Here is a 25804-nt window from a genome sequence, read left to right as displayed (position 1 = left end):
TTAAGGAATGGGACGGACGGCCCCAAAAGTTACCGGGCGGCCAAATCGGCCGGCGCTAGGCGTTGTTTTCGCGCTTGTTGTCCTCGATCTGCACGACATTGCTCCGCTCCACGCCGGAAGACAGGGCCGACAGCGCCTCGATCGCCTCTTCGCACCACTCCGCCACGGCGCGCTCGTGGGCGAGGCCGATGCGAAGGCCGAGCAATTTGCCGACGTCGGCCGGCGGCGCCGTGCCGTCGGGGAATCGCTTGTTGAGCAGGCGCTCGTAGCGAGCGAAACGGTCGCGGTGATGTTCCAGCCGCGCCATCAGGTCGGTGCGCAACGGTTCAATGTCGACACTATCGAGCGCATAGAGCCGCACCAAGAGGTCGTCCTTGATCGATGCCGGAACGCTCGGCCGCGCAGCCCAGTGCCGGAGCGCGGCGCGGCCCTCGGGCGTGAGCGTGTAAACCAGCTTGTTGGGCTTGCCGGACTGCACCACCTCGCGGCCCTGGATGTGGCCGCGGTCGCGAAGCTTGGTGAGCTCCCGATAAATTTGCTGGTGGTCGGCCTTCCAGAAGAATCCAATGGAGTTGTCGAACGTCTTGGCGAGCTCATAGCCCGTCATCGGACGTTCGGTCAGGCAGGCGAGGATCGCGTCACCAAGCGCCAAGACACCGGTCTCCGGCTTTCATTTGATTTGACATTATGCATAAAGTTGCATATGCGTCAACGCGCATAAGCTCCGGAGAAGTCCATTCCCGGCGCCTGCCCGTCATCGCCCGCTAGAGGAGACATGATGACCATGAGCGGCCTCGACAAGTGGTACGGCTACATGAAGTCCCATGACACGGCGGCGTTGTGGGACTTGTTACACCCGGACGCGGTGTTCGAAAGCCCCGTCGTGCACACGCCGCAGCGCGGGCGTGACATCACCTTCAAATATCTGGCGAGCGCCGAGAAGGTGCTGGGCGGCCCCGGCTTCAAATACACAGGCGAATGGCGCAGCCCGAACGGCGCGGTCCTCGAATTCGAAAATGAGATTGAGGGCATCAAGATCAACGGCGTCGACATCATCACGTTCAGCGATGACGGTAAGATCACGCACTTCAAGGTGATGGTGCGTCCGCTGAAGGGAATCAATCTGCTGCACCGCTTGATGGGGGAGCAACTCGCCAAGCAGTGAGGGAGAGGAAGCAACGGCTGCGACCATCTCCGGCGCCGTTTATGTCGCAATGGCTGTCCGGATATTTGCTGACCCGCTCACTCCCTGGGACTGCCGGAACGGGATAAGGTCTCGTTCCGGAACGCCACGACGAATTTCATTCATGCGCCTGCGCCACCCTTTGCCCCTGCCGGGAGAACACCATGCCGATCTACAAAGCCCCCGTGGAAGACGTCACCTTCCTGCTCAACGACGTGTTCCAGATCGATCGCTACGACAATCTGCCCGGTTTCACCGACGCCTCCGCCGATGTGCGCGAGGCGATTTTGGGCGAGGCCGCAAAACTTTCCGAAGAGGTGCTGCAGCCGCTCAACCGTGTCGGCGATCTCGAAGGCTGCAAGCGGCATGACGATGGTTCGGTAACGACGCCGAAAGGTTTCAAGGAAGCCTTCAAACAGGTGGCCGAAGGCGGCTGGCTCGGGCTGTCGGCACCCGCGGAATATGGCGGGCAGGGGCTGCCGGTGACGCTGAGCCAGGTCGTCACCGAATTCCAGAGCGCGGCGAACATGGCGTTCTCGATGTATGGCGGCCTGACCATGGGCGCGACCGCGGCGCTGCTGGTGCACGGCAAGCCCGAACAAAAGAAGATGTTCGTGCCGAAGATGGTGGCGGGCGAGTGGACCGGCACCATGAACCTCACCGAGCCGCAATGCGGCACGGATCTCGGCCTGTTGCGCACCAAGGCGGCAAAGCAGGCCGACGGCAGCTACAAGATCGCGGGCACCAAGATCTTCATCTCGTCAGGCGAGCATGACCTTGCCGAGAACATCATCCATCTGGTGCTGGCGCGCATCGAAGGCGCGCCCGCCGGCATCAAGGGCGTGTCGCTGTTCGTGGTGCCGAAGGTGCTGGTCAATGCCGACGGTTCGCTGGGACAGCGCAACGGCGTGTCCTGCGGCTCGATCGAGCACAAGATGGGCATCCACGGCAATTCCACGTGCGTGATGAACTACGACAACGCCACCGGCTGGCTGATCGGCGAAGAGAACAAGGGCATGCAAGGCATGTTCGTGATGATGAACGAGGCCCGCCTCGGCGTCGCCGTGCAGGGGCTGGCGCAGTCCGAAGTCGCCTATCAGAACGCCGTGCAGTACGCGCGCGAGCGCCTGCAGGGCCGCTCGCTCACCGGCGCCAAGGAGCCTGAGAAACCGGCCGATCCGATCATCGTGCATCCGGATGTTCGCCGCGTGCTGCTCACCATCCGCGCCTTCAACGAGGCGGCGCGCGCCATGGTGGTGTGGACCGCGCTGAAGAGCGATGTCGCCCACCGCTCTTCCGATCCGAAGGACCGGGAGGCTGCCGACGACCATATGGGCCTGATGACCCCGGTCATGAAGGGCGTGATGACCGACGTCGGATTTTCCAACGCGGTGCTGGCGCAGCAGATGTATGGCGGCCATGGCTATATCGCCGAGCACGGCATGGAGCAGTTCGTGCGCGATGCGCGCATCGCCATGCTCTATGAGGGTGCCAACGGCATCCAGGCGCTCGATCTGGTCGGCCGCAAGCTGCCGCGGAACGGCGGCCGCGCCGCGATGGCGTTCTTTGCCGAGGTCGCAGGCTTCGCCAAGGAGCACGGCGGCGACGAGGCGATGAAGCCGTTCGTCACCCCGCTCTCGACCGCGCTCGGCCATTTGCAGCAGGCCACCGGCTGGCTGATGCAGAACGCGCTTGCGAAGCCCGACAATGCCGGCGCCGCCGCCACCGACTACATGCAATTGTTCGGTCACGTCGCCTTCGCCTACATGTGGGCGCGGATGGCCAAGGTGGCGCAGGACAAGATTGCGGCCGATGGCGCAACCCCCTATCTGACGACCAAGCTGGTGACCGGCCGCTTCTTCATGGAGCGGATGCTGCCGGAAACCCACGTGCATCTCGCGCGCATCCAGTCCGGTTGCGCGACCACCATGGAATTGGCGGCGGAAGCGTTCTGAAGATTTTTCGCCGTTTCCCGTTCGATCCGCCTATAATATTATGATCCTCATACCAGGAGGGCGTCATGCCTGAGGCATATGTCTACGATCACGTTCGCACCCCGCGCGGCCGCGGCAAGGCCGATGGCGCGCTCCACGAGGTCACGGCGCTGGCGCTCGCCACCGTGCCGCTGCAGGCGCTGAAGGAACGCAACAACCTGCCGGAAGATTCCGTCGACGACGTCATCCTCGGCGTGGTCGATCCGGTCGGCGAAGCGGGAAGCGACATCGCGCGCTTCGCGGCGATCAAGGCGGGCCTCGGCGAATCCGTTCCCGGCGTGCAGATCAGCCGCTTCTGCGCCTCCGGCCTCGATGCCGTGAACTTCGCTGCCGCCCAGATCATGGCCGGCCAGCATGAACTCGTGATCGGCGGTGGCGCCGAATCGATGAGCCGCGTCGGCATCGGTGCCTCCGGCGGCGCCTGGCCGATGGATCCCTCGATGGCTGTGCCGGCCTATTTCATGCCGCAGGGCGTCTCGGCCGATCTGATCGCCACCAAATACGGCTTTTCGCGCGACGACGTCGACGCTTACGCCGTGCAGAGCCAGCAGCGGGCCGCCAAGGCCTGGGACGAGGGCCGCTTCAACAAGTCGGTGGTGCCGGTCAAGGACGTCAACGGCCTGACCATCCTCGCCAAGGATGAGCACATGCGCCCGACCACGACCATGCAGTCGCTGGCGCAACTGCAGCCGTCGTTCACGGTGGTCGGGCAGATGGGCGGGTTCGATGCGGTCGCGATCCAGTCACACCCCGAAATCGAGCGCGTCAATTACGTCCACCATGCCGGCAACTCTTCCGGCATCGTCGATGGCGCCGGCGCGGTGCTGCTCGGCAGCAAGGAAGCGGGTGCCAAGCACGGCCTGAAGCCACGCGCAAGAATCCGTGCCTTCGCCAATATCGGCTCGGAGCCCGCGATGATGCTGACCGGTCCGGTCGACGTCACCGAAAAGCTGTTCGAGCGTTCCGGCATGAAGAAGTCGGACATCGACCTGTTCGAGCTCAACGAGGCCTTTGCCTCCGTCGTGCTGCGCTACATGCAGGCATTCGAGATCGACAATGCAAAGATCAACGTCAATGGCGGCGCGATCGCGCTCGGTCATCCGTTAGGGGCGACCGGCGCCATGATCCTCGGCACCGTGCTGGACGAGTTGGAGCGCACCAACAAATCGACCGCGCTGGTGACGCTGTGCATCGGCGGCGGCATGGGGACCGCGACGATCATCGAAAGAGTGTAGCTGCCGTAGGGTGGGCAAAGGCGCTCTTTGCGCCGTGCCCACCATCACGCACTCCGCAAGCAATGGTGGGCACGCTGCGCTTTGCCCACCCTACGAAATTCAAGCTTAACCGCCGCGCCTGAGATCGGCTGCCGGCACCGAGGGAGCAACCAACATGGCCTTCAAGAATTTCAAGGTAGATACCGACGCCGACGGCATTGCGCTCGTCACCTGGGACATTCCGGGACGTTCGATGAACGTGCTGGACGAAACCTCGACCACCGAACTCGAGGAGATCCTGAAGCAGACCACGGCGGATGCTGCGGTAAAGGGCGTCGTCATTACTTCGAGCAAGGAAGCCTTCTGCGCCGGTGCCGATCTTTCCATGCTCGAGGGCATGAACAAGGAATACGCGAAAGTCTTCAAGGAAAAGGGCGAGGTGGCCGCGAACCAGATGCTGTTCGACCAGAGCCGGCGATTTTCGCTGGTACTGCGCGGCATCGAAACCTGCGGCAAGCCGTGGGCGGCCGCGATCAACGGTTTGGCGCTCGGCGGCGGTTTTGAGGTGACACTGTCCTGCCACTACCGCGTCGCGGCCGAGAACCCCAAGACCCGGCTCGGCCTGCCCGAAGTGAAGGTCGGGCTGTTCCCGGGCGCCGGCGGCACCCAGCGCGTGCCGCGTCTGGTGCCGCCGCAGGATGCCATGACGATCCTGCTCAAGGGCGATCCGGTCACGGTCGAGAAGGCCAAGTCGCTGAACCTGATCCACGCCACCGTGCCGGCTTCCGACCTGATCAAGGCGGCGAAGGACTGGATCAAGGGCGGCGGCAAGGCGGTCGCGCCGTGGGACGAGAAGGGCTTCAAGCTGCCGGGCGGACCGGTGTTCTCCAAGGCCGGCATGATGATGTTCCCGGCGGGGAATGCGATCTACCGCCGCGAGACTTACGACAATTATCCGGCAGCGCGCGCCATCATGAGCTGCGTCTATGAGGGTTTGCAGTTGCCGATCGACGCGGCGCTCCGCGTCGAGTCGCGCTATTTCACGCAAGTGCTGCGTTCCAAGGAAGCCGCGGCGATGATCCGCAGCCTGTTCCTGTCGATGCAGGAACTGAACAAGGGCGCGCGGCGGCCGCAAAACGTGCCGCCGACCAAGGTGAAGAAGATCGCCGTGATCGGCGCCGGCTTCATGGGCGCCAGCGTCGGTTATGTCTCGGCCCGAGCCGGCCTCGACGTCGTCCTGATCGACCGCGACCAGGAAAGCGCCGACAAGGGCAAGGCCCATGCGCAGAAGGTAATCGACGAGCAGATCGCCAAGGGCCGCGCCAAGGCCGGCGACCGCGACGCGCTGCTGGCGCGCATCACCCCGACCGCGGACTACGCCGCGCTGAAAGATTGCGACCTCGTCATCGAGGCGGTGTTCGAGGACCGCAAGGTCAAGGCGGAAACCTTTGCCAAGGCGCAGCAGTACCTCAAGGCGGATGCGATCTTCGCTTCCAACACCTCGACGCTACCGATCACTTCGCTGGCCGAAAGCTTCAAGGAGCAGGGCAAGTTCATCGGCATCCATTTCTTCTCGCCGGTCGAGAAGATGATGCTGGTCGAGATCATCCTCGGCAAGAACACCGGCGATGTCGCGCTCGCCGCCGCACTCGACTATGTGCGCGTGATCGGCAAGACGCCGATCGTCGTGAACGATTCGCGCGGCTTCTACGCCAACCGTTGCGTCGGCCGTTACATCGCCGAAGGCAACGAGATGTTCCTCGAAGGTGTGCCGCCGGCGATGATCGAGAACTGCGCCAAGATGGCCGGCATGCCGGTCGGTCCGCTGTCGCTGTCGGATGAAGTCGCCCTCGACCTCGGCCTGAAGGTCATCAAGGCGACCGAGGCCGATCTTGGCCCCAACGCCATCAACCCGGATCAGAAGAAGCTGATGGTCGAGCTGGTCGAGAAGCAGGGCCGCCTCGGCCGCAAGAATGCCAAGGGCTTTTACGATTACCCCGAAAAGGGCAAGGGTCAGAAGAGCCTGTGGCCGGGCCTGTCGGCGCTGCAACCCAAGCAGCTCGACCCCGATACGATCGACGTGGAAGAACTGAAGCAGCGCTTCTTGGTGGTGCAGGCGGTGGAAGCCGCGCGCACGGTGGAGGACCACGTCATCACCGATCCGCGCGAGGCCGATGTCGGCTCGATCTTAGGCTTCGGTTTTGCGCCGTTCACCGGCGGCACGCTGTCCTATATCGACTTCATGGGCACGCGAAAATTCGTCGAGCTCTGCCACAAGCTGGAGGCCAAGTACGGCTCCCGCTTCACTCCGCCGAAACTGCTGGAAGACATGGCGGCCAGCGGCGAGACCTTCTACGGCCGCTTCCCGCCGAAGAAGCAGGCGGCGTAAGGCGCGGCTCGCGCAAATCTTTCGTCGTCCCTGCGGAACGCAGGGACCCATACCGCGTGATCTATCGATAAGGCAGCCTGGCCGACGCCTTCTGCAACAACAGCTCCCTGTGGTTGTGGGTCCCTGCGTTCGCAGTGACGACCACTGGAGGGAGCAGTGACACAAACAGAAAGGGCCGGATCCTCGATCCGGCCCCTTCGTATTCCCGTTGACGAAATCTCACGCCGCCTTCAGCAGTCCTTCCTTGGTCATCGCCTCCTGCACCTTCGGGCGCGCCGCAATGCGGGCCTTGTAGGCCAGAAGGTTCGGCATATCAGAAAGATCGAACTTCAACCGGTCGGTCGCCCACATCAGCATGGTGAACAGGTAGCCGTCGGCGACGGTGAATTGCTTGCCCATCAGATGGTCGCGCCCGGCCAGCGCCGTTTCCAGGTACTTGAACTTGCTCATGGCGCGGTCCTTGAAAAAGCCCTTGGCCTCGTCGGCCAGCACCGGCGAGAACATCGGTCCGAGATTCTTGTGCAGCTCGGTCGTGATGTAGTTCAGCCATTCCAGCAGCTTGTAGCGCTCGTCCGAATCGCGGGGCGGCGCCAGATTCTTGCCGGCCTTGTCGGCGATCATCTGGACGATGATCGGGCCTTCGGTCACCAGTTCACCGCTATCGAGCACCAGCGCCGGCACCTGGCCCTTCGGGTTGACCTTCAAAAAATCGTCACCGTTCTCCAGCTTCTTGGCGCGCAGGTCGACCTTGACCAGATCGTAGGGCAGACCAGCCTCGAGAAGTGCGATATGGGGGGACAGTGAGCAGGCGCCTGGGGAATAGTACAATTTCATCGGGTTTTCCTTCCCTCGATATTATTGGCGGGATGACTAAATGCATCTGCATGGAATAGTCAAGATTGATGCAGCTGCATTTAGTGCGGTACACTGATCCTTGACAAATACGGACCGGACCATGAAACGCAAACCATCGACCGAGGCGACTGCCGCCTGGATCCGCCTGATGCGGGTGCAGAGCCGGGTGCTCGATGCCGTCGAGCAGGATTTGAAGAAAGCCGGCTTTCCGCCGCTGGCCTGGTATGACGCGTTATTGGAACTGTCGCGCGCCCCGTCCGGCGAAATGCGCCCGGTGGAACTGGAAAAGCAGATGCTGATCCCGCAATATTCGACCTCTCGGCTGATCGACCGGCTGGTGGACGAGGGGCTGGCGGCGCGGCGCGAATGCAAGATCGACAAGCGCGGCCAGTTCGTGGAGATCACCGAGGCCGGGCGCGAGTTGCAGAAGAAAATGTGGGGCGCCTATTCGGCTGCTATCGAAAAGCACGTCGGCTCCAAATTGTCCGATGCCGACGCCCTGAAGCTCTGCGGGCTGCTCGACCGGCTGGGCTGCTCCTGCTCCGACGTCAAGGCGGCCGCCGCCCGCGACGGCGTGCCGGCGCGATGACATCCTTGATACGTTTCGTTGGTGCGGACGCCGCCGTCCGCATCCCCTTGGCCATACGGCGCGTTCGGTCGAATCGCCAGATATCCGGATTTTTTCATGGCGCGTGACCAGATCGATATGACGCCGCTGCAATCGCGTGACGAACTCGTCGCGTGGCTCGAGGCCGGCATCAAGCCGCCGTCCGAGTTCCGCATCGGCACCGAGCACGAGAAGACCCCGTTCACGCTGGAGGGCCATCAGCCTGTGCCGTATGAAGGCGCGCGCGGCATCGGCGCGCTGCTCGAAGGCATGCAGCTTCTGCTCGGCTGGGAGCCGATCATGGAGCGCGGCAACATCATCGGTCTCTACGACGTCACCGGCGGCGGGGCGATCTCGCTGGAGCCCGGCGGTCAGTTCGAATTGTCAGGCGCGCCGGTCGAGACCGTGCATCAGACCCAGTCCGAACTGATGGCGCATCTGGCGCAGGTCCGCGAGATCGCAACGCCCCTCGGCATCGGCTTCCTCGGCCTCGGCATGACGCCGTCCTGGTCGCGGTCGCAGATCCCGGTGATGCCGAAGGGTCGCTACAAGATCATGACCAACTACATGCCGAAGGTCGGGAACTACGGCATCGACATGATGTACCGGACCTGTACGGTGCAGACCAATCTCGACTTCTCCTCCGAAGCCGACATGGTCAAGAAGCTGCGCGTGTCGATCGCGCTGCAGCCGGTGGCGACCGCTCTGTTTGCCAATTCGCCGTTCACCGAAGGCAAGCCCAACGGTTTCCTGTCGTTCCGCTCCGAGATCTGGCGCGATACGGATAACGCGCGCGCCGGCATGTTGCCGTGGGTGTTCGAGGACGGCATGGGGTTCGAGCGTTGGGTCGACTACGCGCTCGACGTTCCCATGTACTTCGTCAAGCGCGGCGACACCTATATCGATGTCGCCGGTTCGTCGTTCCGCGCCTTCTTCGAGGGCCGCAATAACTCGCTTCCCGGCGAGCGTCCGACGTTGTCCGACTGGGCCAACCATTTGTCGACGATCTTCCCGGAAGTCCGCCTGAAGCGGTATCTGGAAATGCGCGGCGCCGATGGCGTGCCGTGGGGCCGGCTGCCGGCGCTGCCGGCGTTCTGGGTTGGCCTGTTGTACGATAATGACAGTCTCGATGCGGCCTGGGAGCTGGTCAGTCACTGGACCGCCGCGGAGCGTCAGGCGTTGCGTGACGACGTCCCGCGCTTCGGCTTCAAGGCCAGGATCAAGGACCGCTATCTGTTCGAGATCGCGAAGGAATGCCTGAAGCTGTCGCATGCGGGCTTGCGGCGGCGCAACCGCGTCGACCATTCCGGCCGCGACGAGAGCCGCCACCTCGAACCGTTGGAACGCATCCTCGAAGCAGGCCGCACGCCCGCCGAAGAGATGCTGGATAAGTTCAACGGCGACTGGGGCGGCTCCGTCGAGCCGGTCTATCAGGAATACGCGTTCTGATTAAACGGGTTGCCTGGGCCTTCGGGCCGTTCATCCGCCGTACAGGTTGATGGCGCTCAAATGACGGCCGATGCAGCATGATCCGAAAGCCGCCTGCCGGTCTTTCGAAAAATCATGCTGAATCAACGGGCTGGGGGCGGGACGACTTTTCGAGGAAAGTCATCCCGCGCTGGAAACGCGCATTCGAAAGCTACCGCAGATGAGGACTGGTCGCCTGCTCATGGCGTGTATGGTGGCGCTCGCCTTTTTGGCGGCGGCTCTATCCGCGCGCCCGGCGCTAGCGCAGTCCAATTTCGACCGACCCGGCGGCGATTATTTCAGCGCCCCCGTAATCTCGGGCGATCCGGCGGAATGCGCGCTGATCTGCGAACGCGACCGCCGCTGCCGGGCCTGGAGTTTCAACTATCCGACCGCCCTTGCCAACCGCGCGGTGTGCTGGCTCAAGAGCAACGTGCCGGCGCGGGTGCAGAGCGATTGCTGCGTCTCCGGCGTGCGCGGCGCCGGCGTGGTCGAACGGCGCAACGAGGCCATGGAGACCTCGATCGACCGCTTTGGCGGCGACTACAAGAGCTTCGACCTCAAGAGCAATGACGGCGGCGACGACGCCTGCAAGGCCGCCTGCGCCGCCGACAACAAATGCCGCGCCTGGACCTATGCCCGGCCGGGCTATGCCGGCAAGGAAGCGCACTGCTTCCTGAAGAAGGACATCAAGCCGCCGCGAAGGAAAGCGGGCTTTACGTCAGGCGTGGTGCGGTAGCGGCCGCGTACACATCGTCATGAAAGCAGGGACCCGTACGCCCCGGCCCGGCGAAAGGGCAGACGGGGAGACGTTATTCTTCGCCACGAGCATTTGTGGTTATGGGCCCCTGCGCTCGCAGGGGCGATGCGGTGGTGAAATTAGTGACTCTCCCGCGCGTTCGCCGCCCTGACCTCATCCGCAAAGCGGTGCCAGATCTCCGGACGCCAGCTTCCATTGGCGGCGCCCGAGGTCGACGGCAGTATCCACACCCTGGTATCGCCGATCGGTTCAAGCTGCTCGCCATAGTCGCGCTTGCTATCGAAGAATTTCTCTCCGGCGGTCTTGCTGGTGAATGCGAGAAATCGTGGACGAAATGTCGCGATGGCATTGCTCAACCGGGCGCGATCCACCGCTGTCAATTTGGGAAGCGTGGCGCGGTCCATCCCCACCCCCGCTTTCACGAGATCAGTCAGGCCGATCCGATACTGCAGGAGATTGCGATATTGATTTGGCCGCAGCAACTCCGGCGTGAGTCCGGTCTCGTGCAGGATCTTCCAGAACTTGTTTTGCCGGTGCGCGTAGTAGGCCCGCTCAGCGGCGGACGTCGTCCCGGCGGCAGTTCCGCACAATACGATGCGAAGGGAATGTTGCAGCAGGTCGCTCAGCACGTCCGTCACGGAGCGGTGGTCCTTACTGGCTTGCCCACACGATCCTGGCGATCCAGGCGACGTCGTCGGCGTCCAGCGTGCGGTCGGCATGCGCAGGATTGAGCGACTGCAGTTCCAGGCTCCTGGTGGTCCGGCGCTTCAATTCCTTGACCATCACTTCGCCGTCTGACGTCTTGAGCACAACGCGGTCGCCGCGCCGGATCGGCGTGCCCGGCGACACCACGATGATGTCGCCGTCGCGATACGTCGGCTTCATCGCATCGCCCGAGATTTCCAGCGCGTAGGCGTGCTCGTCGCTGGGCGTCGGCAGCGCCACTTCGTCCCAGCCTTTGCCGGCGGGAAAGCCGGAATCGTCGAAATGGCCGCCGGCGGCTTGCGCAAGGGCGAGCAGCGGCACCGTCTGCTGGCCGCGCGCGCCGTCGCCGATCAATTGCACGAACGTCTCGATCGACGAGTTGGTCGCAGCCAGCGCCTTGGATACGGATTCCGTTGACGGCCAGCGTTCCTGGCCGTCGGCGGTTATGCGCTTGGATTTGTTGAACGTGGTGGGATCGAGGCCGGCGCGCTTAGCAAGCCCTGAGGGCGACATGCCGGCACGTTCCGCCAGCCGGTCGAGCGCGGTCCAGACCTGGCTGTGGGTCAGAATGCGTTGCGCCTTGGCCTGTCTGGCCATCGAAAGCCCCTTAAGCGATCTAGGAATTATTGCCTCATCCGGCCGGTTTGAGCAAATCTTCCAACCGAACTCTGTGGCCGCAGCGCTTGAGTTAGGCGCAGGCCGCCTTTACGGTCGGCCGCCAGCCCGGCCATTTCCGGGAAAATCCCAAGAGACTCAACGACAAGCAGGAAGTCCGGAAAGCCGTGCCCACGATCTACAAAATCACTCCCGCCTCGGCCTGGCGCGAGGCCGAACGGCAGGGCGTCTATCGGGGCAGTAGCGACGATCTGCGCGACGGTTTCATTCATTTCTCGACCGCCTCTCAGGTCGCCGAGACCGCGCGCAAGCATTATTTCGGCCAGACCGGCCTGTTCCTGGTCGCGGTCAACGCCGACGCGCTGGGGGATGCGTTGCGCTGGGAGCGTTCGCGCAATGACGAACTGTTCCCACACCTCTACGGCGAACTCGATCTCGGCGCGGTGACCGCGATCCTCGACATGCGCGCGCGCTCCGATGGCACGCACGACATTCCGGAGCTACTCCCGTGATCCGCGCTTTCGACGCTTTTTCGCTGCCGCTGTTGCGCTGGTTCGATCCGGAGGACGCCCATCGCATGGCGATCCAGGGCTTGCGGCTGCTGCCGCCGGTCAAGCCGCGCGCCGACGACCACAAACTGGCGGTGCGCGCCTTCGGCCTGAATTTTCCCAATCCGATCGGCATGGCCGCGGGCTTCGACAAGAGCGCGGAAGTGCCCGATGCGCTGTTGCGGCTCGGGTTCGGCTTTGTCGAGATCGGCACCGTGACTCCGAAACCGCAGGGTGGCAATCCGCGGCCGCGGCTGTTTCGTCTTGAGCGGGATGAAGCGGTGATCAACCGCATGGGCTTCAACAATGACGGCGCCGAAACCGCTTTGCGCCGTCTTGCGGCGCGCGCCCACCATGGCGGCATCATCGGCGTCAACGTCGGGGCGAACAAGGATTCGCCCGACCGTGTCGCCGATTACGTCAAGCTGATCGAGACCTTTGCGCCGGTTGCGAGCTATTTCACCGTCAACGTCTCCTCGCCGAACACGCCGGGCTTGCGCAATCTGCAGCAAGCGGCTGCGCTCGACGAACTGCTCGCCAAGGTGATCGATGCGCGCGAACGGGTGCGGAGGAATGCCGGCGATTCGCCCGTGCTGCTGAAGATCGCGCCGGATCTGAGTCTCGCAGAACTCGACGACGTCGTGCACATCGCGCGCTCGCGCCGCGTCGACGGCATGATCGTCGCCAACACCACGCTGGCGCGCCCTTCGTCCCTGCGCGAGCAGGCCCGCGCGAAAGAGCAGGGCGGCTTGTCCGGACGGCCGCTGTTTCGACTATCGACCCGCATGGTGGCGGAGACTTATGTCCGCACCGAGGGCGCCTTTCCGTTGATCGGCGTCGGCGGCATCGATTCCGGCGGCGCGGCGCTGACTAAAATCCGCGCCGGCGCCAGCCTGATACAGATCTATTCGTCGTTGGTTTACAAGGGGCTTGGTCTCGTCGACAACATCAAAAACGATCTTGCCTCCACCTTGCTCCGCACGGGGCGCGACTCGCTATCCGAAATCGTCGGTGCGGATGCCGCGACGATTACCGCCGAGGACTGGCCGGTGAGGTGATCTCGTGCCCCGGATGCTGCGCGTCACTTCGTGCCACACCGCGTCCGGGACACGAGACAGTCTAAGCGAACGACTTCCTCAACAGCGCCGGATACCGCAGCGCCTCCAATCCACCGCGCGCGGCGTAATGGACCAGTAGCGCGCCCCACAGTCCGGCATTGCCAAACGACCGCAGCGCAAACCACGCGGCGAGGAAGATCACCAGCGAAGCCACCATCAGATTGCGCATGTCGCGCGCCCAGGTGGCGCCGATATAGATGCCGTCAAAGGCAAAGGCGAACACGCCGAGCAGCGGCGCAAAAATCACGAACGGCAAATAGTCGCGCGCGATGCGCCGCACCTCCGCGCTTGCCGTCATAATGTCGACAAACGCATTCCCGAACAGCAGGAAGCAGGCGGCGACCGCGAGCGCAAACCCAAAGCCCCACATGACGACGAGCTTGACGGCGCCGGCGAAGGCCGATTTGTCGCGGGCGCCATAGGCCCGGCCGCAGAGTTGCTCGGCGGCGTTGGCGAGGCCATCGAGAAAAAAGGCGCCGAACAGCAGAAAATTGTTGAGTACGGCATTGGCGGCGAGCGTCACGTCGCCGGCACGCGCGCCCTGCGCAGTGAAGAACAGAAACGCCGCGATCAGCGAGGCGGTGCGGATCATGATGTCGCGATTGACCGAAAGCATCCGCATCAGTCTGGCAGGGTCGAACAGCATCGCGCGGGAAACCGCGAGTCGCCCTTTCGAAAGGCGGCGGGCGACGAACAGGCCGAGTATCAGGCCTGCGGCTTCCGCGATCAGCGCGGCGATTGCGGCGCCGGCAATTCCGAAATCGAGCGCCAGCACCAGTACGACGGTCGCCGCCACGTTGATGAGGTTGATGGTGATTTGCGTGCCGAGCGCCAGCTTGGCCCGCGCCTGCCCGACCAGCCAGCCCAGCACGACGTAGTTGCCGAGCGCGAGCGGTGCCGACCAGATCCGGATCGCGAAGTACGTCTTTGCCGCGCGCGTGACGCTCTCGCTGCCGCCCATTGCGCCCAGCAGAATAGTTGCCAGCGGTATCTGCAGGGCAATCAGGGCCGCGCCGATCACCGCCGCGACGATCAGCCCACGCGCCAGGATGGCGCGCAGTTCCGACATCTCGCCGGCGCCGAGCGATTGCGCCGTAAACGCGACCGTGCTCATGCGCAGGAAGCCGAACAGCCAGAACATGCAATCGAACAGCACCGAGGCCAGGGCCACGCCACCGAGCAGCGTGGCATCGCCGAGCCGCCCGATGGCGGTGGTCGAGACGATGCCAATCAGCGGCGTGGTCAGGTTCGCGACCATCGCGGGTCCCGCGATGGCAAACACCTGTGCCGTCGTGACTTTGGACGGCGTTACGGGCGCGTGCATGTCCTAGAGCTCGACGACCATGCCGTCATGGGCGGCACGATAGGGCAATTCGCCCAGCCGTCCGAGCATGTCCTCGCTCATATGCGTCAGGACCAGCCGTTTCGGGTTGATCTCGGGCAGATGCGCTGCCAGCGTTTTCAGGCTGAGATGGTTCTTGACGATCTTGTCGTAGTAATAGGCTTCGGCGACGAACAGGTCGGCGCCGCGCCCCGCCGGGATCAGTGTCTCCGTCCACTCGGTGTCGGCGCTGTAGGCGATAACGCGGCCCTCGGCCTCGATCCGGTAGGCCAGGAACGGCCCGCCGGATTCGCCATGAACGACAGGATACGCTGTGACCTTGACGTCACCGAACGTCCGGCTCTGCTCCGGCTCGAGCGCGACGACGGAAAGATCGAAGCGCTGTTTTGTCTTCGATGAATGCTCGAACAGCGCTTCCATCAGACTGGCGAGTTTCGTCTCGATGCCTTGCGGGCCGGCAATGACGAGCGGGCGGGAGCGCCGCGTGAACTGCGCGTCTAGCAGCAGAAAAGGCAGGCCGGCAAAATGGTCGCCGTGGAAATGCGTGACCAGGATCAGGTCGATGTCGTCGCGCGCGATGCCGAGGCGCTTCAAGGCCGGCAGCGACGACGCGCCGCAATCGATCAGGAAATTGACGTTGGCGCCCGTGACGTGAAAGCAGGTGTTGAACCTGCCGCCGGAACCGAACGCGTCGCCGCAACCGACAAATTGCAATTGCATCGGCTGCCACCGCCTCAATGAGTGACTAGCGCCCGCGCGGGGCGCCGAACAGCCGCGACAACAACCAGATCGGAATCACGATCACGGCGCCGAGCAGGAAGTAGCGCCACAGCCAGTTCACGGCGTCGAAGCCGAGATCCCACAGCCGCTGGAACAGCATGCGGATGCTGTGCAGGATATTCCAGGGATCGAAGCCGATGGCGGCGAGCACCACGCCGACCAGGATCGACAAGAGAATCAGCCGGAACGCCACCGACAGCGGCGAGCCGCCGAGAAAACGGTACAGGCCGTCATTGCTGGCCGGCAGGTCTCTGACGTCGTTGGGCATCGGTCTCTCCTCGCGGGTCGTGCGCATTATAGACACGGCGGGGCACATGGGGAACCCGCTGATGCCAGTCAATGGCCGCCATGCGTCTTGGGAATGTTAATTTGCCGTCACGTCCTTCAGCATCCGCTCCAGCGTCTCCAACCGGTCGGCCTCGCGCGGCGGCTTGTCCCAGCGCAGCCGGCTGATGCGCGGAAACCGCATGGCGACGCCGGATTTGTGCCGCGGCGAGCGCGCCAACCCCTCGAAGGCAACTTCTAGCACCAGGCCATGATCCGGCTCATGCACGACATGGCGGACGGGTCCGAATTTTTCCGTGGTGTTGCGGCGGACGAAACGATCGATCTGCAAGAGTTCTTCGTCGGTGAAGCCGAAATAGGCCTTGCCGACCGGCACCAGTTGCTCGCCGTCCTCGCCATTGGTCCAGACGCCGAAGGTGTAGTCCGAATAATAGGACGAGCGCTTGCCGTGTCCGCGCTGCGCATACATCAGCACGGCGTCGATGATGTGCGGATCGCGTTTCCACTTCCACCACTGCCCCTTGGGCCGGCCCGGCAGATAGGGCGCGTCGCGGCGCTTCAGCATCACGCCCTCGACCGCCTCGGCGTCTTCACCAGCGCCGGCACTTGCCGGATCGGCACGCGCGGCCATCAGCGCATCCCAACTGTCGAACGCGATCGTCGGGGACAGGTCGATGCGCGGGTCATCCAGCTTTCTGACGAACCTCTCGAGATGTGCGCGGCGCTCGGCGAAAGGCAGTTCGCGCAGATCGTTCTCGTCATCGCCGAGCAGGTCGTAGGCGCGCAGATGAATTGGAAAGTCCTTGGTCAATTTCGGCGAAACGACTTTTCGATTGAGCCGCTGCTGCAGCACGTTGAAGGTCTGCACGCGGCCACCGCGCAGCACCAACAGCTCGCCGTCGATGGCGCCGGGCAGATGCAGCGACGGGACGAGATCAGGGAAGCTTTTTGTGATATCCTCGCCAGTGCGCGAATAGAGCCGCCCCTGCATGTGCCCGCGCTCGTCGCGGCCCGAGACTGCCTGCACGCGAATGCCGTCCCATTTCCATTCTGCGATGAAATCGGCCGGATCTAGCGCCCCGAAATCCGTGTCCTCGATCGCATGCGCCAGCATCACCGGGCGGAACGGCGCGGGATCGCGGTTGACCGGCTTGTCGCCGCGGCCTTCCAGCCACGCGAATAGGTCGAGATAGGGCGGGGCGAGCCCCGGCCAGATCAATTCGATCTCATGCGGGTCCTTGTCGCCCAAAGCCGCTGCGGCCGTTTTCGCTAGCCGCGCCGAAACTCCGATCCGCATCGCGCCGGTGACCAGCTTTAACAGCGCCCAGCGGCCGGTCTCGTCGAGCTCGTCGAGCCAGCGCGCGAGCTGTCTTGGCAGTTCGGTCTTGCCGAGCGTGCGAAGGGTGGTGACGACTTCGGAGAGGGTGGGGGCAGGCGGGTTGTTGTGGAGGTTGTGGAGCCGTCGGTCATTACCGACACCACCCGTCTGGTAGCCCTCTCCCTGGCCCTCCTCCGCAAAGGGGGAGGGGACGGAAAGAGTCTTTGCTGCGGCTTTGGGTTTTGTCCGCGCTGACAGCCCTGCACTCAACTGCGCTCCCTCCCCTCTTGCGGGGGAGGGCGGGGGAGAGGGGTAGCCCAGCAAAGATTGTTCGCCGGCAACCACCCCCTTCGGCCACATCAGCGCGACTGTTTCGGATAAGTCGCCGACGTAATCATAGGACAGCCCGAACAGCACCGGATCGGCGCGATCCATAATCAGATCGCGGATCAGCCCCGGCTTGGCATGCTTGAACGACAGCGCGCCTGTCAGCGCCGCCAGCGCGTAGCCGCGGTCGGGATCGGGCGTATCGCGGAAATAGGCCGTGATCAGCCGCAGCTTGTTGTTGCGGCCGGGCTCATAGGCGATTCGATCGAGCAGTTCGGCGAAGCGGTTCATGCCTCGGCCTCATCAGCCGCGATCGCCTCGTGTTCCTCCTCATCGCCGTAGCCGACGAGATCGAGCGGCCGCGCGGCGAGCCCGCGCGTTCTGCACCAATGCACCAGCGCGTCTTCCTGCCCATGCGTGACCCAGACCTCGCCGGCGCCGGTCGCCGCGATTGTGGCGGTCAGGCCGTCCCAGTCGGCGTGATCGGAAATCACCAGCGGCAGTTCGACGCCGCGCTGGCGGGCACGCGCCCGCACTCGCATCCAGCCCGAGGCAAACGCCGTGACCGGATCGGGGAATCGCCGTGTCCAAATGTCAGAGGTAGCCTGTGGCGGCGCTAGCGTGATGGTGCCGGCAAGATCGGCCTTCTTGATGCCTCTCACCAGCCGCAGCTCGCCGAGCGCGACGCCGCGGCTCTCATAGTAGCGCGTGATCCCTTCCATCGCGCCATGCAGATAGACCGGCGCATCGTAGCCCTGCTCGCGCAACAGCGCGATTACGCGCTGCGCCTTGCCGAGAGAATAGGCGCCGACAAGATGCGCGCGCTCCGGAAACAGCGCGACGGAATCGAGCAGCTTTTTCACTTCGTCCGCCGCATCGCCATGACGGAACACCGGCAGGCCGAAGGTCGCCTCGGTGATGAAGACGTCGCAGGGCACGACTTCGAACGGCGTACAGGTCGGATCGATGGCGTCCTTGTAGTCGCCGGAAGCGACGATACAGATATCCTTGCAGGACACGGCGATCTGTGCCGACCCTAGTACGTGGCCCGCCGGGTGAAACTTGATCTTGACGTCGCCGAGCCGGACTTCCTCGCCGTAGCGAATGGCCTGCGTGCTGCCCGCAAAATGGTCGCCATGGCGCAGCCGCATCATGTCGAGCGTTTCCTGCGTGGCGAGCACGGCGCCGTGGCCGGGCCGGGCGTGGTCGGAATGGCCATGGGTAATCACGGCGCGCTCGACCGGGCGAACGGGGTCGATATGAAAGCCCCCCGGCTTGCAGCACAGGCCGGCGGCAACTGGCAACAGGATGTCGTGCGGACGCATTGCGGTTATATAAGCTGTCCCGCTGCGATGTTTAGCAGTCATGCGCGGGCTTGACCCGCGCATCCATCTTTTGAAGAGTCTACTTTTTTGATGGATTGCCGGGTCAGGCCCGGCAATGACAAGTCTCGGAACCCATGCCTGCCCGCCTTTTTCTGTCCTCCGGCGATCTGATGGCCGACCGCCGGTTTGAATTCGCGCGCGATCTGCAATTGAAGGGCGACCTGCCCGCCGCTGCCGATCTGCTGCTGCAGGCGATCGAGCTGGCGCCGAATTTCTCGTCCGCCTGGTTCACGCTCGCCGATATCCGCGAGCAACTCGGCGAGCATGACGCGGCGATCTCGGCGTTTCGTCAGGCCCGGGCCAGCGATCCCGGCGACCGCCGTGGCGCCGGACTTAGGTTGATGCGGCTCGGCGCCGAACCATTGGCCGGCATGTCGCAGGCCTATGTGCAAACGCTATTCGACCAATACGCGCCGCGGTTCGAAACCTCGCTGGTGGACGATCTCGGTTATCGCGGCCCGGCGCTGCTGTTCAAGGCGGTGCTGGTCGTGCGATCAGCCGCGTGCAAGCCGGCGTTCTTCAAGCGCGCCATCGACCTCGGCTGCGGTACCGGGCTGGCAGCGTCGGCGTTTGCAAAGGAAGTCGACCATTTCACTGGCATCGATCTGTCGCCGCGCATGATCGAGCGGGCGCGCGCCACGGGCGTCTATGCCGAGCTTGATGTCGCTGACATGTTGCAGGGCCTGCGCGCAAGGAGGGGAGCCAGCGCCGATCTCATTCTCGCTGCGGACGCCATGGTCTATGTTGCCGATCTCGCAGCCGTACTGGCTGAAGGCGCGCGCGTGCTTGCACCAGGTGGCCTGCTTGCTTTCACCGCCGAGACCCATGACGGCGAAGGCGTCATTATCGGCCAAGGGCTGCGCTACGCCCATGCTGCCGCTAACGTGCGCGCCGCGGTCGAGGGGGCGGGCCTTAAATTATCCCTGCTGGAAGATCGCTCCGCCCGCAATGAGGACAATGTTCCCGTGCCTGGGCTGGTCGCCGTCGCCGCGAAAACTTGAGTCTAGACGCTACGCACGCTGCGAATGGCGGCATTGCGTATGACATGTCAGCTATTGCCACGGGCGAGGGAATGCCGGATCAAGGCTCCCCTAAGGGAGAAACAACAATGAAGAACAAACAAACCCGGCGCGAATTCGGCGCCACTGCGCTGGCCACCGTCCTTGCTTCCGCCATGCCCGCGCCCTTCGTCCGGGCGGCAGAGAAGAAATACGATCCCGGCGCCAGCGACACCGAAATCAAGATCGGCCAGACCGTGCCGCATTCAGGTCCCGGGTCGCTCTACGGCGTGCTCGGCCGCGTCGGCGAGGCCTATTTTCAGATGCTGAACGAGAAGGGCGGCATCAACGGTCGCAAGGTAAAATTCCTTACCATGGACGACGCCTACAGCGCGCCGAAATGCGTCGAGGCGACGCGGCGGCTGGTCGAGCAGGAGGAAGTGCTGGCGCTGTACGGCTCGCTCGGCACCGCGCCGCAGACTGCCGTGCACAAATATCTCAACTCGAAGGGCGTGCCGCAGCTCCTGCTCAACACCGGTGCATCGAAATGGAACGATCCAAAAAACTTCAAATGGACCATGGCGGGCCTGCCGCTCTATCCGACCGAAGCACGCATCCTCGCCCGGCATGTCGTGAGCGTGAAGCCGAACGCGAAGATCGGCATCCTCTACCAGAACGACGATTTCGGCCGCGATTTCCTCGCCCCCTTCAAGAAGGTGCTGGCGGATGCCGGCGGCACCGCAAAGGTGATCATGGAGCAGACCTACGATCTGACCGAGCCGACGATCGATTCGCAGATCATTAACCTCTCGAAATCCGGCGCCGACGTTTTCTACAACATCTCGACCGGCAAGGCGTCGTCGCAGTCGATCCGCAAAGTGGCTGAACTCGGCTGGAAGCCGCTGCACCTGTTGTCGGCGGGATCGACCGGCCGCTCGATACTCGCTGCCGCCGGCCTCGAGAACGCAACCGGCATTGTCGCCATCCGTTACGCCAAGGAAGTCGGCGTGCCGCGCTTCGAGAAGGACCCGGACGTGATGGCGTTCGAGGAATTGCGCAAGAAATATCTCCCCAGCGTCGATCCCGACAACACCATCGCCTTTGCCGGCTATGGCCAGGTCGCGTCGATGGCGGAGATCCTGCGCCGCTGCGGCGATGAACTCACCCACGCCAACGTCCTCAAGCAGGCGACCACGCTGGCAGGCTTTCATTCGCCCTATTTCCTCGACGGCGTCAACTACAGCTACACGCCCGAGGACTACACGCCGATGAAGACGCTCTACATCTCGATCTTCAACGGCAAGGATTGGGACATCTCAGACAAACCGGTGACGGAGTAGGGCTGGGCGGTGGCGTACCCCGGATGCTGCGCAGCGCGCTGCCCTTGCGGCGTGGTGCGCTGCTGATCCGGGGTCCACAATGTCGCGGCGTCGGTCCCGGTTCTGCGGAGCAGCGTTGCGCGCTGCACCGCGCCCGGGACACGAGGGCGGCCGAATTGCTTCGCGGCTACCCTCGACGAACCCGCTCCAACGGCTTACCTCTTTGCCGTGCCGTCGACCGATCCCTTGCCCCTCACGCCGCTTGAAACGGCCGCGTTGCTGCCTGAGCGCTTTCGGCGCTGGTTCGCCTCGCGCGGCTGGTTGCCGCGCGAGCATCAGCTTGCGCTGCTTGCGAAAGCCGGCGACGACCGTTCAGCGCTCTTGATCGCGCCGACCGGCGCCGGCAAGACGCTGGCGGGATTTCTGCCGACGCTGGTGGAGCTCTCTGAAAACCTCCAAGGGGGAGGTCGGCGCGCTCGGCAGCGCAATTGCGCGCCTGAGCGCGACGGGTGGGGGTCAGCCGCGGGTACGGAGCAAGCGGCTGACCCCCACCCCGACCCTCCCCCTTTCAGGGGGAGGGAGTCCGAACAGCCTGCCGCGAATACTCACCAAGGCGAGAGAAAAACCTTCATCTCGACCGGCCGCAGCGTCAAGCGCACCGGCGGTCTCCACACGCTCTACATCTCGCCGCTGAAAGCACTCGCGGTCGACATCGCGCGCAATCTGGAGACGCCGATTGCCGAAATGGCGCTGCCGATCAAGGTCGAGACCCGCACCGGCGATACCCCGGTTTCGCGGCGGCAACGGCAGCGGCGCTATCCGCCGGACATCCTGCTCACCACGCCGGAGCAACTGGCGCTATTGCTGTCGTCCGATGATGCGCCGTTCTTGTTCGGCTCCCTCAAGCGCATCGTGCTCGACGAACTGCATGCGCTGGTCACGTCAAAGCGCGGCGATCTGCTCTCGCTCGGATTGGCGCGGTTGTGGCGGTTGGCGCCGGAGATGCGCGCGATTGGACTATCCGCGACGGTGGCCGAGCCGGAATCGCTGGCGCGGTTTCTGATGCCGCAGTGCGACGGCAAAGAGGTGTCCGCGGATATCGTCGTGGCCGGCGGCGCGGCGGCGCCCATCGTCGAGATGCTCGACACCAAGGAGCGGCTGCCGTGGGCCGGCCATACCGCGCGCCATGCGCTCGGCGAAATGTATGACCTGATCCGGCGCAACAAGACCACGCTGGTCTTCGTCAACACCCGCAGCCAGGCCGAAATGCTGTTCCAGGAATTTTGGCGCATGAACGACGATGGCCTCGCGATTGCGCTACATCATGGCTCGCTCGACGTCGCCCAGCGCCGCAAGGTCGAGGACGCGATGGCGGCGGGAAAGCTGCGCGGCGTGGTCTGCACGTCGTCGCTGGATCTTGGCGTCGACTGGGGCGACGTCGATCTCGTCATCAATGTCGGTGCGCCGAAAGGGTCGTCGCGGCTGATGCAAAGAATCGGCCGTGCCAATCACCGCATCGACGAGGCCTCGCGCGCGGTCCTGATCCCAGCGAACCGTTTTGAGGTGCTCGAATGCCGCGTCGCGATCGATGCCATCGCCGCGAATGCGCAGGATACGCCGCCGCTGCGCACCGGCGCGCTCGATGTGCTGGCGCAGCACGTGCTCGGCTGCGCCTGCGGCGAGCCTTTTTTTTCCGACGAACTTTATGAGGAAGTGCTGACATCTGCGCCCTATGCCTCGCTGACGCGGACCGATTTCGACGACGTGGTCGATTTTGTCGCGACCGGCGGCTATGCGCTGAAGACCTACGAACGCTTTGCGCGCATCAAGCAGGACAAGCAAGGTCGCTGGCGTGTCGCCAATCCAAAAGTGCGGCAGAGCTATCGCCTCAACGTCGGCACCATCGTCGAAGAGACCATGCTGAAGGTCCGCCTGGTGCGCTCGCGCAGCGGCGGGTCCGGCTCGACCGGCGCGCTCGGCCGCGGCGGGCGGATGCTGGGCGAGATCGAGGAAGCCTTTATCGAAGGTCTCGTCATCGGCGATACGTTCGTGTTCGGCGGTGAAGTCGTGCGCTACGAGGCGCTTGCGGAGGACGTGGTCTACGTCTCGCGCGCCAATGACAAGGACGCGAAAGTGCCGTCCTATATGGGCGGCAAGTTTCCGCTTTCGACTTATCTGGCCGAGCGCGTCCGCAAATTGCTCGACGACCGGCGCGCGTGGAATGCGCTGCCGGATCAGGTGCGCGACTGGTTGTCGCTGCAGCGGGATTTTTCCCGCGTGCCGGCCGTGCGCGAGCTGCTGGTCGAAACCTTTCCCCGCGGCAACAAGCATTATCTCGTCTGCTATCCCTTCGAGGGCCGGCTGGCGCACCAGACGCTCGGCATGCTCTTGACACGGCGGATGGAGCGGGCGCGGGTGCGGCCGCTCGGCTTCGTCGCCAACGAATATGCGCTGGCGGTATGGGGCCTCGGCGACATGTCGTTCATGATCCGGCACGGCAAGCTCGACCTCAACACGCTGTTCGATCCGGACATGCTGGGCGACGACCTCGAGGCGTGGCTCGCTGAATCCGCGCTGATGAAACGCACCTTCCGCACCTGCGCCATCATCTCCGGCCTGATCGCGCGGCGCTTCACCGGCGAGGAAAAATCCCGCCGCCAGGTGCTGTTCTCGACCGACCTGATCTACGACGTCTTGCGCAAGCATCAGGCCGACCACGTGCTGCTGCGCGCCGCGCGCGCCGACGCCGCAACAGGCCTGCTCGATCTCAAGCGTCTGGGTGATATGCTCTCGCGTATTCACGGGCGAATCACCCATCGGGAACTCGAACACGTTTCGCCGCTGGCGGTGCCGGTGATGCTGGAAATCGGCCGCGAGTCAGTTTATGGCGAAGCGGGAGATGAGTTGCTGGCGGAGGCCGCCGATGAACTCGTCAAAGAGGCGATGGGATAGGCGGGCAGGCAAGTGACGGCAGGGGCGCAGTCTTCGGGAGACGATCAGCAGATGCGCGCCTCGAAGGTCATGGTTGCCGACGTGACATTCGTTGCCGATCTCTCCGGCGCGCTGTTCTGGCAGGAGCAGCGCCTGCTCGTCGTCTCCGACCTGCATCTGGAAAAAGGCTCGAGCTTCGCCGCGCGCGGCGTGCTGCTGCCGCCCTATGACACGGTGGCGACACTGAGCCGTCTCGCCGCCGTCATTGCGCGGCACGACCCGTGCATGGTGATTGCGCTCGGCGATAGTTTTCATGATCGCGACGCGCATCAGCGGCTGTCGGCGCCGGATCGCGACGCGCTGTCGGCGATACAGGCGCGGCGCGACTGGATCTGGATTTCGGGCAATCACGATCCGGCCCTGCCGCCCGACCTCGGCGGCACGGTGGCGAACGAAGTCGCGATCGGACCGATCGTGTTCCGCCATGAGCCGACGGGGGCGGCGGGTGAAATCGCCGGCCATCTGCATCCCAAGGCGCGCGTCGCCACCCGGGGACGATCGATGGAGCGGCGATGCTTTGCCAGTGATGGCGAGCGCGCGGTGATGCCGGCCTTCGGCGCCTATACCGGGGGCCTCAGCATCCGCGATCCGGCGTTTGCGAAGATTTTTCCAACGCCGGGCCTGATGGCGCATGTGCTCGGCGACAACCGGCTGCACGCGATAGCCGCGTCAAGGTGTTATTGAGAGTTTAGGGCGGGGGAGGGGGAGCGGCTTTCCACTTGGAGAGATTACGCCGCCTTCGCGTCGACGCTGTCGCAGAACTCGGCGAGGCGGTCGGCGAGCCGCAGCGTTGCGGGGCTGGCGTCGGGTGAGGCCACCAGCGCCAGTTCGGTCTTGTCGATTGGCGCAAAGCCGTCCTTCGCCGTGAGCACGCGATGGCCGGCCTGGATCGCGATGTCGGAGAGAATGCTCAATCCCAATCCTGCGGCGACCGCGGCCTGGATGCCGGCGAGGCCGGAAGAAGTATAGGCCATGTGCCAGGATCGCCCGGCGCTTTCCAGCGCATGGATCGCGCGCGAACGATAGAGACAGCCGGCGGGAAACCCGATCAGCGGCACCGAGCCAGCGTCGATATCGACCGGATAGGTTTTGCTGGTGACCCAGTGCACCTGCTCGGGCCACACCGCGATCGCGCCTTTCTCGCCTGCGTCGCGCTTGAGCAGCGCCAGATCGAGATCGCCCCGTTCGATGTCGCGCCGCAGATACGTGCTCTGGTCGGCGCGCACGTCGAGCCGCAGGCCCGGCCGTGACCGCGAAAACGTCGCCAGCAATTTGGCGAGACGATAGGCGGCGAAATCCTCGGGGATGCCGAGCTTGATCGCGCCTTCGCTTTCCGGCCGCGCCACCACGTCGCGGGCTTCCTCGGCGAGCGACAACAGCCGCCGCGCATAGGAGAGCAGTCGCTCGCCGGCCTCCGTCGGCGTCACATCCTTGCCATTGCGGTTCAACAGCGGCTGGCCGATGTCGTCTTCCAGCCGCTTGATCTGCTGGCTGACGGTCGATTGCGTGCGGTGGACGCGCTCGCCGGCGCGGGTAAAGCCGCCGGCGTCGACGACCGAAACGAAACTGCGCAGCAACTCCAAATCGAGCATGGCAATGCTCCA

At 64.1% G+C, this 25804-nt stretch carries 23 protein-coding genes; 13 read left to right on the top strand and 10 right to left on the bottom strand.

Going from position 1 to position 25804, the window contains the following annotated elements:
- Positions 1–55 precede the first annotated feature (55 nt).
- Positions 56–652, bottom strand: a complete 597-nt coding sequence (locus tag LMTR13_RS36095; RefSeq protein WP_065731899.1) for a PadR family transcriptional regulator — start codon at positions 650–652, stop codon at positions 56–58.
- A 126-nt stretch (positions 653–778) separates the two neighbouring features.
- Here LMTR13_RS36095 and LMTR13_RS36090 point away from each other — a divergent pair, with 126 nt between their 5' ends.
- From LMTR13_RS36090 to LMTR13_RS36075, 4 genes are all read left to right on the top strand, one after another.
- Positions 779–1165: a nuclear transport factor 2 family protein gene (locus LMTR13_RS36090; RefSeq protein ID WP_065733254.1), complete on the top strand. Its 387-nt coding sequence runs from the start codon at positions 779–781 to the stop codon at positions 1163–1165.
- A 182-nt stretch (positions 1166–1347) separates the two neighbouring features.
- Positions 1348–3138, top strand: coding sequence for an acyl-CoA dehydrogenase C-terminal domain-containing protein (locus LMTR13_RS36085; RefSeq protein WP_065731898.1), 1791 nt, complete (start codon positions 1348–1350; stop codon positions 3136–3138).
- 65 nt (positions 3139–3203) lie between these two features.
- Positions 3204–4412, top strand: coding sequence for an acetyl-CoA C-acetyltransferase (locus tag LMTR13_RS36080; protein WP_065731897.1), 1209 nt, complete (start codon positions 3204–3206; stop codon positions 4410–4412).
- A gap of 154 nt (positions 4413–4566) precedes the next feature.
- Complete coding sequence (locus LMTR13_RS36075; protein ID WP_065731896.1) at positions 4567–6780, top strand: FAD-dependent oxidoreductase; 2214 nt, start codon at positions 4567–4569, stop codon at positions 6778–6780.
- Positions 6781–6999: 219 nt separating this feature from the next.
- On the opposite strand, the gene gstA is transcribed toward LMTR13_RS36075, so the two are convergent.
- Positions 7000–7614 (bottom strand): glutathione transferase GstA, encoded by a 615-nt coding sequence (gstA, locus tag LMTR13_RS36070; protein WP_065731895.1) that lies wholly within the window; start codon positions 7612–7614, stop codon positions 7000–7002.
- 121 nt (positions 7615–7735) lie between these two features.
- Here gstA and LMTR13_RS36065 point away from each other — a divergent pair, with 121 nt between their 5' ends.
- From LMTR13_RS36065 to LMTR13_RS36055, 3 genes are all read left to right on the top strand, one after another.
- Positions 7736–8224, top strand: a complete 489-nt coding sequence (locus LMTR13_RS36065) for a MarR family winged helix-turn-helix transcriptional regulator (protein ID WP_065731894.1) — start codon at positions 7736–7738, stop codon at positions 8222–8224.
- A gap of 96 nt (positions 8225–8320) precedes the next feature.
- Complete coding sequence (locus tag LMTR13_RS36060) at positions 8321–9691, top strand: glutamate--cysteine ligase (RefSeq protein ID WP_065731893.1); 1371 nt, start codon at positions 8321–8323, stop codon at positions 9689–9691.
- A gap of 199 nt (positions 9692–9890) precedes the next feature.
- Entirely contained in the window at positions 9891–10448 is a 558-nt protein-coding gene (locus LMTR13_RS36055) for a PAN domain-containing protein (RefSeq protein ID WP_083219366.1), read from the top strand.
- A gap of 140 nt (positions 10449–10588) precedes the next feature.
- On the opposite strand, the gene LMTR13_RS36050 is transcribed toward LMTR13_RS36055, so the two are convergent.
- Together LMTR13_RS36050 and LMTR13_RS36045 are read right to left on the bottom strand one after the other, a co-directional pair.
- Complete coding sequence (locus LMTR13_RS36050) at positions 10589–11107, bottom strand: mismatch-specific DNA-glycosylase (protein ID WP_065731891.1); 519 nt, start codon at positions 11105–11107, stop codon at positions 10589–10591.
- A 13-nt stretch (positions 11108–11120) separates the two neighbouring features.
- Positions 11121–11771 (bottom strand): S24 family peptidase, encoded by a 651-nt coding sequence (locus LMTR13_RS36045; protein WP_197520968.1) that lies wholly within the window; start codon positions 11769–11771, stop codon positions 11121–11123.
- A gap of 185 nt (positions 11772–11956) precedes the next feature.
- Here LMTR13_RS36045 and LMTR13_RS36040 point away from each other — a divergent pair, with 185 nt between their 5' ends.
- Both LMTR13_RS36040 and LMTR13_RS36035 read left to right on the top strand, forming a co-directional pair.
- Positions 11957–12301 (top strand): DUF952 domain-containing protein, encoded by a 345-nt coding sequence (locus LMTR13_RS36040; protein ID WP_065731890.1) that lies wholly within the window; start codon positions 11957–11959, stop codon positions 12299–12301.
- A complete protein-coding gene (locus LMTR13_RS36035) occupies positions 12298–13395 on the top strand; it encodes a quinone-dependent dihydroorotate dehydrogenase (protein WP_065731889.1) in 1098 nt (365 codons plus the stop codon). The genes LMTR13_RS36040 and LMTR13_RS36035 overlap by 4 nt, the downstream gene beginning before the upstream one ends.
- 61 nt (positions 13396–13456) lie before the next feature.
- Here LMTR13_RS36035 and LMTR13_RS36030 read toward each other — a convergent pair whose 3' ends face one another.
- The 5 genes from LMTR13_RS36030 to LMTR13_RS36010 all read right to left on the bottom strand — a co-directional run bounded on the left by LMTR13_RS36030 (position 13457) and on the right by LMTR13_RS36010 (position 18832).
- The gene (locus LMTR13_RS36030; protein ID WP_065731888.1) at positions 13457–14779 is read right to left on the bottom strand and encodes an MATE family efflux transporter; all 1323 of its coding nucleotides are present in this window, start codon (positions 14777–14779) and stop codon (positions 13457–13459) included.
- Positions 14780–14782: 3 nt separating this feature from the next.
- Positions 14783–15517, bottom strand: a complete 735-nt coding sequence (locus LMTR13_RS36025; protein ID WP_065731887.1) for an MBL fold metallo-hydrolase — start codon at positions 15515–15517, stop codon at positions 14783–14785.
- Between the two features lie 25 nt (positions 15518–15542).
- A complete protein-coding gene (locus tag LMTR13_RS36020) occupies positions 15543–15845 on the bottom strand; it encodes a DUF6460 domain-containing protein (RefSeq protein WP_065733252.1) in 303 nt (100 codons plus the stop codon).
- Between the two features lie 96 nt (positions 15846–15941).
- Positions 15942–17798: an ATP-dependent DNA ligase gene (locus LMTR13_RS36015; RefSeq protein ID WP_065731886.1), complete on the bottom strand. Its 1857-nt coding sequence runs from the start codon at positions 17796–17798 to the stop codon at positions 15942–15944.
- Entirely contained in the window at positions 17795–18832 is a 1038-nt protein-coding gene (locus LMTR13_RS36010; protein ID WP_065731885.1) for a ligase-associated DNA damage response exonuclease, read from the bottom strand. Before LMTR13_RS36010 ends, LMTR13_RS36015 begins: the two co-directional genes overlap by 4 nt.
- Positions 18833–18966: 134 nt before the next feature.
- Here LMTR13_RS36010 and LMTR13_RS36005 point away from each other — a divergent pair, with 134 nt between their 5' ends.
- The 4 genes from LMTR13_RS36005 (at position 18967) to pdeM (ending at position 24884) form a co-directional block, all read left to right on the top strand.
- The gene (locus LMTR13_RS36005; RefSeq protein ID WP_065731884.1) at positions 18967–19893 is read left to right on the top strand and encodes a class I SAM-dependent DNA methyltransferase; all 927 of its coding nucleotides are present in this window, start codon (positions 18967–18969) and stop codon (positions 19891–19893) included.
- 107 nt (positions 19894–20000) lie between these two features.
- Positions 20001–21230, top strand: coding sequence for an ABC transporter substrate-binding protein (locus tag LMTR13_RS36000; RefSeq protein ID WP_065731883.1), 1230 nt, complete (start codon positions 20001–20003; stop codon positions 21228–21230).
- A 225-nt stretch (positions 21231–21455) separates the two neighbouring features.
- Positions 21456–24161: a ligase-associated DNA damage response DEXH box helicase gene (locus tag LMTR13_RS35995; RefSeq protein ID WP_065733251.1), complete on the top strand. Its 2706-nt coding sequence runs from the start codon at positions 21456–21458 to the stop codon at positions 24159–24161.
- A gap of 51 nt (positions 24162–24212) precedes the next feature.
- Positions 24213–24884 carry a ligase-associated DNA damage response endonuclease PdeM gene (gene pdeM, locus LMTR13_RS35990; protein WP_065731882.1) on the top strand — a complete coding sequence of 224 codons (672 nt, stop codon included), beginning with the start codon at positions 24213–24215 and terminating at the stop codon, positions 24882–24884.
- A gap of 44 nt (positions 24885–24928) precedes the next feature.
- Here the strand turns inward: pdeM and LMTR13_RS35985 are convergent, their stop codons facing one another.
- Positions 24929–25792, bottom strand: coding sequence for a LysR family transcriptional regulator (locus LMTR13_RS35985; protein ID WP_065731881.1), 864 nt, complete (start codon positions 25790–25792; stop codon positions 24929–24931).
- Between the last annotated feature and the right edge of the window lie 12 nt (positions 25793–25804).

It is taken from the genome of Bradyrhizobium icense (assembly GCF_001693385.1).
Classification (GTDB): Bacteria; Pseudomonadota; Alphaproteobacteria; order Rhizobiales; family Xanthobacteraceae; genus Bradyrhizobium; species Bradyrhizobium icense.
The sequence above is the reverse complement of the archived record's forward strand: the minus strand, read 5'-3'. Positions and strand labels throughout refer to the sequence as shown.

Bases quoted from the DNA above. Each gene is read 5' to 3' on its own strand.
- LMTR13_RS36075 (WP_065731896.1), top strand. From the start codon at position 4,567: ATGGCCTTCAAGAATTTCAAGGTAGATACCGACGCCGACGGCATTGCG.
- LMTR13_RS36020 (WP_065733252.1), bottom strand. From the start codon at position 15,845: ATGCCCAACGACGTCAGAGACCTGCCGGCCAGCAATGACGGCCTGTAC.
- gstA (WP_065731895.1), bottom strand. From the start codon at position 7,614: ATGAAATTGTACTATTCCCCAGGCGCCTGCTCACTGTCCCCCCATATC.
- LMTR13_RS36030 (WP_065731888.1), bottom strand. From the start codon at position 14,779: ATGCACGCGCCCGTAACGCCGTCCAAAGTCACGACGGCACAGGTGTTT.
- LMTR13_RS36090 (WP_065733254.1), top strand. From the start codon at position 779: ATGACCATGAGCGGCCTCGACAAGTGGTACGGCTACATGAAGTCCCAT.
- LMTR13_RS36000 (WP_065731883.1), top strand. From the start codon at position 20,001: ATGAAGAACAAACAAACCCGGCGCGAATTCGGCGCCACTGCGCTGGCC.
- LMTR13_RS36010 (WP_065731885.1), bottom strand. From the start codon at position 18,832: ATGCGTCCGCACGACATCCTGTTGCCAGTTGCCGCCGGCCTGTGCTGC.
- LMTR13_RS36065 (WP_065731894.1), top strand. From the start codon at position 7,736: ATGAAACGCAAACCATCGACCGAGGCGACTGCCGCCTGGATCCGCCTG.
- LMTR13_RS36015 (WP_065731886.1), bottom strand. From the start codon at position 17,798: ATGAACCGCTTCGCCGAACTGCTCGATCGAATCGCCTATGAGCCCGGC.
- LMTR13_RS36080 (WP_065731897.1), top strand. From the start codon at position 3,204: ATGCCTGAGGCATATGTCTACGATCACGTTCGCACCCCGCGCGGCCGC.
- LMTR13_RS36045 (WP_197520968.1), bottom strand. From the start codon at position 11,771: ATGGCCAGACAGGCCAAGGCGCAACGCATTCTGACCCACAGCCAGGTC.
- LMTR13_RS36085 (WP_065731898.1), top strand. From the start codon at position 1,348: ATGCCGATCTACAAAGCCCCCGTGGAAGACGTCACCTTCCTGCTCAAC.
- LMTR13_RS36055 (WP_083219366.1), top strand. From the start codon at position 9,891: ATGAGGACTGGTCGCCTGCTCATGGCGTGTATGGTGGCGCTCGCCTTT.
- LMTR13_RS36005 (WP_065731884.1), top strand. From the start codon at position 18,967: ATGCCTGCCCGCCTTTTTCTGTCCTCCGGCGATCTGATGGCCGACCGC.
- pdeM (WP_065731882.1), top strand. From the start codon at position 24,213: ATGCGCGCCTCGAAGGTCATGGTTGCCGACGTGACATTCGTTGCCGAT.
- LMTR13_RS35985 (WP_065731881.1), bottom strand. From the start codon at position 25,792: ATGCTCGATTTGGAGTTGCTGCGCAGTTTCGTTTCGGTCGTCGACGCC.
- LMTR13_RS36060 (WP_065731893.1), top strand. From the start codon at position 8,321: ATGGCGCGTGACCAGATCGATATGACGCCGCTGCAATCGCGTGACGAA.
- LMTR13_RS36025 (WP_065731887.1), bottom strand. From the start codon at position 15,517: ATGCAATTGCAATTTGTCGGTTGCGGCGACGCGTTCGGTTCCGGCGGC.